Consider the following 8,574-nt stretch of genomic DNA (forward strand, 5'->3'; position numbering starts at 1 on the left):
TCGCGCGGCACGAGGCCGCGCTGCGGCAGCGGCTCGAGGTGTCGGGGCTGAGGGTGGGAGGATTGTCGATCCGCGCGGTCGACGACGGCCCGGACGGCTTCGATCTGTTTGCAGCCCAGGCGGCCGCCGCCGCGTATGCGCGCGGTTCGGCCGGCGGCCCGGCGACGCATGCGCCGGATACCGACGACGAGGCGCTGCCATGAGCATGACGTCCCGCAAGCGCGCGGCCGCGCTCGTCTACGATCCGAAGGGCGGCGATGCGGCGCCGCGCGTGGTCGCGAAGGGCTACGGCGTGCTCGCCGAGATGATCGTCGCGCGTGCGCACGATGCGGGCTTGTACGTGCATACGGCACCGGAGATGGTGTCGCTGCTGATGCAGGTCGATCTCGACGACCGGATTCCGCCGCAGCTCTACCAGGCGGTCGCGGATCTGCTCGCGTGGCTGTACGCGCTCGACCGCACCGAGCCCGCGCCGGACGACACCACACCGCGCTTTCCGCTGCCGCCGCTGCGCTGAATCGCCCGGCATCGCGCGACTTCTTACGAAATGCTGTCCTGGTCTTGCAAGGTCATTCTGGCGGCATTTTTCGGTTATCGGCCGGCATCGCGGCGCAACGTGCGCGCTTTGCCCGCCTTCTTGCTCTTGCCGGGCGTGCCGCGACGCACCCGGATGGATTGAGCCGCCGGTTTGTTTGTGTAATGATATCCATTCTCATTTTCATGCTACCCGGGCGGCGCGCACGTTTTGCGCGCCGCCCGTTGTTTTGAACGAATGGAACCTTTCGCGTGAATGCGCCCGAAACGATCAATCCGCCCAGGACGGGTACTGCCCGCGCGGGCGTCACCGTGCTGCACCCGGCGGCGGCCCGCCCGCTGAGCGACGACGAACTGGCCGCGCGCCGCCAGCGCTCGCGCCGCGCGACCTTCATCAAGTGGCTGCGCAAGGTGCACGGCTGGGTCGGGCTGTGGGGCGCGGTGCTCGGGCTGCTGTTCGGCGTGACGGGCGTGCTGCTCAACCACCGCGCGCCGCCGCTGAAGATTTCGACAGGCGAGCCGCAGGTCGAGGAGATGCAGATCGCGCTGCCCGATCCGGTGCCGAAGACGCCCGCCGCGATGACGAAGTGGCTGCAGCACGAGCTGAATTTCGACGGCAAGCCGGGGCGCATGCGCAAGGAGGCCGCGCAGCCCGTTGCGTGGGGCGACAAGCGCGTGATGCAGCCGGAGCACTGGCAGTTCGGCCTGTTCGGCCCGCACCAGAACCTGCAGGCCGAATACTGGGTCGGCAACGGCTACGTCTCGGTGAAGCGCACGGGCAACACGTTCCTGACGACGCTGAACAACCTGCATCGCGGCGTCGGGATGAATCTCGGCTGGGTGCTGCTGATGGACACGATCGCGGGCTCGCTGATCCTGCTGTCGCTGACCGGCGTGCTGCTGTGGACCGAGCTGAACAAGCGCCGCACGGTCGGCGTCGTGCTGGTGGTCGGTTCGGTCGCCGCGGCGCTTGCCGCCGGCCTGACCTGACCGGCGGGCGCGCCGGCCGGCCGCCGGCGCGTGCGCTGTCGTCAGTTTCGTCGGCTTCGCCAGTTTCGTCGGCTTAGCCCGTCGCGGCCGCGTATCCCGCGCGACTACCCGCCGATCAGAGGCCGCACGCCGCGCCGCTGTTCGCCGCGATCTCCCGCGCGGCCTTCGCGCCTTCGACCTGCAGGATCGTCGGCAGCGACACATGGTTCTTCGCGGCGGTGATCTCGGCGAGGATCGAGATCGCGATTTCCGGCGGCGTCCGGCTGCCGATGTAGATGCCGGCCGGCCCGTGCAGCCGGGCCAGTTCCGCTTCGCTCAGGTCGAATTCGCGCAGCCGCTCGCGCCGTGCCGCGTTGTTGCGCCGCGAGCCGAGCGCGCCCACGTAGAACGCGGGCGTCTTCAGCGCCTCCATCAGCGCGAGATCGTCGAGCTTCGGATCGTGCGTCAGTGCAATCACGGCCGAACGCGCATCGAGGTTCATCTCGAGCACCGTATCGTCGGGCATCGTGTGCACGACGCGCGTGCCCGGCACGTCCCACGCATCGGTGTATTCCTCGCGCGGATCGCATACCGTCACCTGGTAGTCGAGCCCGACCGCGATCTGGCACAGATAGCGCGACAACTGGCCGGCGCCGATCACGAGCATCCGGTAGCGCGGCCCGTGGATCGTCACGAGCCGCTCGCCGTCGAACGCGAGCCCGTCGGCGGCCTGCGCGGGTGACAGCGATGCGCGGCCCGTCGCGAGCGTCATCGTGCGCGTGACGAGGCGCCCGGCCTCGACTTCCGCGCACAGCGCGGTTATCCCGCTGTCGCGCGTGAGCGGCTCGAGCACGAGCTGGATCGTGCCGCCGCAAGGCAGCCCGAAGCGATGTGCTTCCTCGGCCGTCACGCCGTACTTGAGCGCTTCCGGGCGCGCGTCGGCCGCGATGCCGCTCGCATGCACGCGGGCGATCAGGTCGTCCTCGATACACCCGCCGGACACCGAGCCGACCACGAGCCCGTCCTCGCGGACCGCGAGCATCGCGCCTTCGGGGCGGGGCGACGAGCCCCAGGTCTTCACGACCGTCACGAGCAGCACGCGGCGCCCTTCTTCGAGCCAGCGCGCGCTGGATTTCAATACATCGAGATCGACGCTTTCCATCATCTTCTTCCTGTTGCCGGGCGCACCCGTCGATGCGGGCCGCCGTTCGATGGCGCGATTATGAACCGGCCGCGACAAGCGTGCAGGGACGGGGAAAGGCGCAAAACGGGGAGGGGGAGGCGCGCAGCGGCGGGGAAGGCGGGCGGGACGGCCCGTGCCGGGCCGTCGGCAGGTTGCCGGGCGGACGCATTCGCCCGGCGGGGCGATGCGTCAGAGCGAGCCCAGGTACTGCGTCAGGTTGCGGATGTTGTTGTCATACGCGCTCGGCGAGCCAAGCTCGACGCCGCCGCTGCGCACGTAATACTCGAACGGCACGGAGCGGGTGCCGAAGAACGGCAGGAAATTGTCCGGCTGCAGCGTCGTGCCGTTCAGGCCGATCGCCCAGTTCCGCGACTTGTACAGCTCGAGCTCGCGGATCGTCGCCTGGACCTGGTTCGTCTCCGACGCGCGAATCGCGGCGATGTGCTGCGTCAGCGTCTCGATGTTCGCCTGGTATGCGCTCGGCTCGCCGACCGAGACGCCACGCGCGCGGACGTAGTAGCTGAACGGCAGGTTGCGTTCGGTGAAGAACGTGAGGAAACCATCCGGCGCGAGCGTATCCCCGTTCAGCCCGATCGCCCAGTTCTTGCTTTGATAATCCCTGAGCCCCGCAATCGTCTGGTTGGTCGCGCTGATTTCGACCTTCGCCGTGACGTTGACCAATGTATTGCTCATGACAGACCTCTCTGGTTCTTGTTGAACTTCGGACAGGTGCAGCGACATGCCTCCCCTCGGAGGCAATTTAATACCAGCGACCGGATTATCCGGCTTTAAATGTTGTTAATTAAAAAGATGCTGAAAATTCGTCCGTGAACACGCAATGAATTTCTGTTTGATGGAAATGCGATTCGATGAAGCCGATTGCATCGCGTTGCGCTCATGCTGCGGCAAATTCCCCGTCTGACGCAGGCTGGGCGGGTGTGTGCGGCCGGCCGACCTGAATACTAGTTTGGCGAATGAAGGAGTTCAATGTCGTTTGCGAGATTATTTTCTTCTATTCATATTCAATTCAATTGAATTGCATTTTTCATCGATTAATTTGTCGATCCGAATCGAATATACCGGTATTCGGAAAACGGTCGAGGAAAACGGAAACTGCCGCGCGAATCGTTGCGGGAAACGCAACGCGGCGGCGTGACGGGCGAGGGAGCGGAGAGGAGAGGAGAGGAGGGGGCGGGGCCGGATGGCGGCCCCGCGGATGCGCACCGTGCCGCGTGCGGCACGGCGGCGCTCAGTGCGCGTCGTGGCGACCGTGCGCGAGCTTCGAGTGGTGACGCGAGTACAGGAAGTAGATCACGAGGCCGATCACGAGCCAGATGCCGAACGCGGCCCACGTGACGGGCTGCAGGTTCAGCATCAGGAACAGGCACGATGCGACCGCGAGGATCGGCACGACCGGCACGCCGGGGCAGCGGAACGCGCGTGGCAGGTCGGGGTGCGTGCGGCGCAGCACGAGCACCGCGATCGACACCATCGAGAACGCCGCGAGCGTGCCGATGTTGATCAGCTCGGCGAGCACGTTGAGCGGCACGAGCGCGGCGATCAGCCCGAAGAACAGGCCGACGAGCCAGGTCGTCAGGAACGGCGTCGCGAAGCGCGGGTGCACGCGCGACAGCGTTGCCGGCAGCAGCCCGTCGCGCGACATCGCGAAGATCACGCGCGTCTGGCCGTAGCTCATCACGAGGATCACGGTCAGCATGCCGAGCACGGCGCCGAGATCGATGAAGCCCGCCACCCACGTCTCGCCGGCGACCTGCAGTGCATACGAGATCGGGTGCGAGATGTTCGCGTACTGCGCTGACGGCACGATGCCGGTCGCGACCGCGGCGACCGTCACGTACAGCACCGCGCACACCGCGAGCGACGCGATGATGCCGATCGGCAAATCACGTTTCGGATTCTTCACTTCCTCGGCCGCCGACGACACCGCGTCGAAGCCGATGAACGCGAAGAACATCACGGCCGCCGCGCCGAACACGCCGTTCCAGCCGTGCGGCATGAACGGCTTCCAGTTGGCGGGCGTCACATGGAACACGCCGACCGCGATCACGAGCAGCACGACCGACACCTTGATGAACACCATGATGTTGTTGATGCGGGTCGACTCGCGGATGCCGATCGACAGCAGCGTGGTGATCACGATCATCACGAGGAACGCGGGCAGGTTGAACCACGTGACGACACCCGGCACCGCGCCGGGCGCGGCCGTCAGCACGGTGGGCAGCGTCAGCCCGAAGCCCTGCAGCAGCGACTGCAGGTAACCCGACCAGCCGACCGACACGGCCGACGACGCGAGGCCGTATTCGAGCATCAGGTCCCAGCCGATGATCCACGCGACGAGTTCGCCGAGCGTCGCGTACGAGTACGTGTAGATCGAGCCGGCGACGGGGATCGTCGACGCGAATTCCGCGTACGACAGCGCCGCGAGGCCGCATGCGATCGCGGCGATCACGAACGACAGCATCAGCGCGGGGCCGGCCTGCACGGCGCCGGTGCCGGTCAGCACGAAGATGCCGGTGCCGATGATCGCGCCGATGCCGAGGAAGGTGAGGTCGATCGCGCCGAGCGCTTTCTTGAGCCCGGCGGTCTGCGCGCCGGCGATCATGCGATCGACGTTTTTCTTGCGGAAGAGAGACATTGCGGATGAATCGCCAGCGCGCGCGGGCGCGATAGCGCTGACTGAGTGAAAACCCGCAATTTTAGCCGATTTGGCGCGCAAGACTCGCTGCGGCGCAGCGGTGTGCCGCGAAATCGTCCGATAAAACAAGCGCTTGCGCGCCCAAAGGCGGGGCGGCGGACGGCACTCGGCGGCGGCGCGGCATGCGCCGCGTCGCCGGGGCGGGCCAGGTGAGTCGGGCCGGGCGGGGAAATCAGGCGCCGGCCGTGGGCGCCATGTCGACGAGCTGGTTGCTCATCACGTAGAACGTGAGTTCCGCATTGTTCGACAGCCGCATCTTCTCGAGCAGCCGCGACCGGTACACGCTCACCGTCTTCACGGACAGCGACAGCGTGTTCGCGATGTCGGTGAGCCGCTTGCCCGACGCGAGCATGCAGAGCGTCTGGTATTCGCGATCGGACAGTTTCTCGTGCGGCAGCGGCTCGTTCTCGAACGACACGTATTCGGCGAGCGCCTCGGCCATCGCGGGGCTCACGTACTTGCGGCCGGCCGCGACCTGCTGGATCGCGCCGATCATCTGCGCGGCGTTGACCGTCTTCGACAGGTAGCCGGCGGCACCGGCCTTCAGCGCGCGCACCGCGTACTGATCCTCGCGGTACATCGAGAACATCAGCACCGGCGTGCGCGGCAGCTTGCGCTTGAGGCGCTTGAGCACTTCGATGCCGTTCGTGTCCGGCAGCGAGATGTCGAGCAGGATCGCGTCGAATTCCTGCTTGTCGACGGCGGCCATGGCGTCGCCGCCGTTCTCGGCCTCGGTGACGTCGCGCGCGACGCCACGGTCGATCAGCAACTGGCGGATCCCTTGCCGGACGATCGCGTGATCGTCCACGAGCAGGATGTTCAGGCTCATGACGACCTCACGAAAGCGACGCGCGGCGGGCCGTGACGGGCACCGCGAGCAGCGAATCCCAGGCGAAGCGCGCGGTGACGCGCGTGCCGTGGCCGGCTTCCGGCGTGGCCGTCTCGAAGCTGCCGCCGAACGCCTCGCAGCGGGCGCGCATGCCGGCGAGACCGTAGCCGCTGCGGCGGCTGCGGGGGAAACCGGTACCATCGTCGGAGATAATCAGTGACAGATGCGTGCCGTCGGTGACGATCCGCACGTCGACCGACGTCGCGCGGGCGTGCTTCGCGACGTTCGACAACGCTTCCTGCGCGACGCGGAACACCGCGAGCGCGCCGGCGCCGGCGACTTGCGTCAGGCGCGCATCGGCTGCGCACACGAAGCTGGTGCGCAGGCCCGTGCGTGCCGCATGGGTGTCGACCCACGACGACAACGCGCCGACCACGCCCGCGTCGAGCGCCGGCGTGTCGCGCTCGTCGATCAGCCGGCGATTCGCGTCGGTTGCGGCGTCGAGCGCCTGCTGCGCCAGCTCCAGCGCGCGCAGGCAACCGTCCGGCGCGTCGGCCGGCAGCCACGTTTGAACGTTTGCGAGCGCGAAACGCGCGGCGGTCAGTTCGGCGCCGAGTCCGTCATGCAACTCACCGGCCAGGTGGCGGCGAGCGGCTTCGTCGGCGGCGAGCAATTGGGCAGACAGCGCTGCGATCCGCGCGGCGGAGGCGCCGCGTTTCGGCGCGGCGTCGGCAATGGGCGGAGTCGCGGCGCAGCCCGGCACGAGCTGTTGCGACGGGAACGGGGCGTGGGCGCCCAAAGGCGCGTTAAGCGACGTATCCATGACTCTCCCTGCTGTCAGAAAGCGGTTCAGACACCGGCTGGCTGCGTGGATCGGCTGCCGTTTCGAAGACAGTCGCCGCCAGAGAATCGCACCCTGCCGAGGTAACAAAAGTTACGTCTTGTAACACTTGCATCCGACCCTTCCACTCTCATCCGAACGGCAACCACGCGCGGCGAATAATATCTCAAAATTTCCGAAAAGGTCATGTCGGGCGGACATTTAAGGGTAAATGTGAATAATCGGAATGAACGTGTTGTAGGAAAAACACTGACACCCGAGCGCCGGACGATGACGTATCCAAATGTAACTATTTGAGATGGGATGATCCCAATTTGTTACGAATTCGCCAAGTAGGGACGAAAAAAAACCGGAGCTTTCGCTCCGGTTCTTGATGACGCGCAAATCTGGGGACTGATCAGTCCACGAATGCGCGTTCGATCACGTAGTGGCCCGGCGCGCTGTTCTTGCCTTCGACGAGGCCGGCCTGCTTCAGCAGGTCGGTCGTGTCCTTCAGCATCGCGGTGCTGCCGCACAGCATCACGCGGTCGTTTTCCGGCGAGAACGGCGGGACGTCGAGATCCGTGAACAGCTTGCCCGTCGCGATCAGGTCGGTGATCCGGCCTTCGTTGTCGAACGCTTCGCGCGTGACCGTCGGGTAGTAGACGAGCTTTTCCTTGATGATGTCGCCGAGGTACTCGTGGCCCGGCAGGTCGTGCTTGATGTAGTCCATGTACGCGAGCTCGCCCTTCAGGCGGCACGTGTGCGTCAGGATCACCTTGTCGAAGCGTTCGTAGATGTCCGGATCGCGGATGATCGACATGAACGGCGCGAGGCCCGTGCCCGTCGACAGCATCCACAGCGTCTTGCCCGGCAGCAGGTTGTCGGCAACCAGCGTGCCCGTCGGCTTCTTGCCGATCAGCACCGTGTCGCCCACCTTCAGGTGCTGCAGGCGCGACGTCAGCGGGCCGTTCTGCACCTTGATGCTGAAGAATTCGAGATGCTCTTCGTAGTTCGGGCTGACGATCGAGTAGGCGCGCGCGAGCGGCTTGCCGTCGACTTCGAGGCCGACCATCGTGAATTCGCCGTTGTTGAAGCGCAGGCTCGCCTCACGGGTGCAGGTGAAGCTGAACAGCGTGTCGGTCCAGTGATGGACGGATTGGACGGTGGCGGTGTCGTATTTGCTCATGGCTTTGAAAACGGACGCGCGTAGCGAACGCGAGTAACGGGCCCAAAAACGGGCAAAAAAACCGAGTGCGACGGCCCGATCGAGGATCGGCCGGCCGGCGCGTCGGACACGCGCCTTCTCGATGACAGACGATTGAGGAACTCGTTATTTTACCCTGTTGGCGCGGATCGCGGGCTTGACCCCCGCGGCTGCGCGGATTTGGCGCAACGAATTATTTCAATCTGCTTTCAATTTTCAGCGCTCGGCCGCGAGTTTCGCGCCGAGGCCGACGAGCGCCACGCCGCACAGCGCGTCGAGCGGGCGCCGCACGCGCCGGTAGCCGCGCTGCGCGCGC

Annotated in this window: 8 protein-coding genes and 2 pseudogenes; 3 read left to right on the forward strand and 7 right to left on the reverse strand. The window is 66.1% G+C overall.

Annotated elements, in window-relative coordinates; genetic code table 11:
• The 3 genes and pseudogenes from L810_RS48050 to L810_RS03680 all read left to right on the forward strand — a co-directional run.
• Positions 1-203 (forward strand): annotated as a pseudogene (locus tag L810_RS48050) (flagellar hook-length control protein FliK); the annotation flags it as partial.
• Positions 200-517 (forward strand): EscU/YscU/HrcU family type III secretion system export apparatus switch protein, encoded by a 318-nt coding sequence (locus tag L810_RS03675; protein WP_021157023.1) that lies wholly within the window; start codon positions 200-202, stop codon positions 515-517. The pseudogene L810_RS48050 and the gene L810_RS03675, both read left to right, overlap by 4 nt.
• Before the next feature lie 269 nt (positions 518-786).
• Positions 787-1,524: a PepSY-associated TM helix domain-containing protein gene (locus L810_RS03680; protein ID WP_021157024.1), complete on the forward strand. Its 738-nt coding sequence runs from the start codon at positions 787-789 to the stop codon at positions 1,522-1,524.
• Positions 1,525-1,639: 115 nt separating this feature from the next.
• Here the strand turns inward: L810_RS03680 and L810_RS03685 are convergent, their stop codons facing one another.
• From L810_RS03685 to L810_RS44270, 7 genes and pseudogenes are all read right to left on the reverse strand, one after another.
• Entirely contained in the window at positions 1,640-2,665 is a 1,026-nt protein-coding gene (locus L810_RS03685) for an XdhC family protein (protein WP_027788892.1), read from the reverse strand.
• 210 nt (positions 2,666-2,875) lie between these two features.
• Positions 2,876-3,379 (reverse strand): hypothetical protein, encoded by a 504-nt coding sequence (locus L810_RS03690; RefSeq protein WP_027788893.1) that lies wholly within the window; start codon positions 3,377-3,379, stop codon positions 2,876-2,878.
• Between the two features lie 556 nt (positions 3,380-3,935).
• Positions 3,936-5,342 (reverse strand): amino acid permease, encoded by a 1,407-nt coding sequence (locus L810_RS03695; protein WP_021157027.1) that lies wholly within the window; start codon positions 5,340-5,342, stop codon positions 3,936-3,938.
• Positions 5,343-5,574: 232 nt separating this feature from the next.
• The gene (gene rqpR, locus L810_RS03700; RefSeq protein WP_021157028.1) at positions 5,575-6,231 is read right to left on the reverse strand and encodes a response regulator transcription factor RqpR; all 657 of its coding nucleotides are present in this window, start codon (positions 6,229-6,231) and stop codon (positions 5,575-5,577) included.
• Between the two features lie 7 nt (positions 6,232-6,238).
• Positions 6,239-7,054, reverse strand: a complete 816-nt coding sequence (gene rqpS / locus L810_RS03705; protein ID WP_042973076.1) for a quorum system sensor histidine kinase RqpS — start codon at positions 7,052-7,054, stop codon at positions 6,239-6,241.
• A 415-nt stretch (positions 7,055-7,469) separates the two neighbouring features.
• Complete coding sequence (locus tag L810_RS03710; RefSeq protein ID WP_027788896.1) at positions 7,470-8,240, reverse strand: ferredoxin--NADP reductase; 771 nt, start codon at positions 8,238-8,240, stop codon at positions 7,470-7,472.
• A 234-nt stretch (positions 8,241-8,474) separates the two neighbouring features.
• A pseudogene (locus tag L810_RS44270) lies at positions 8,475-8,574 on the reverse strand (LysE family translocator); the annotation flags it as partial.

The organism is Burkholderia sp. AU4i, assembly GCF_000466765.1.
GTDB lineage: Bacteria > Pseudomonadota > Gammaproteobacteria > Burkholderiales > Burkholderiaceae > Burkholderia > Burkholderia cepacia.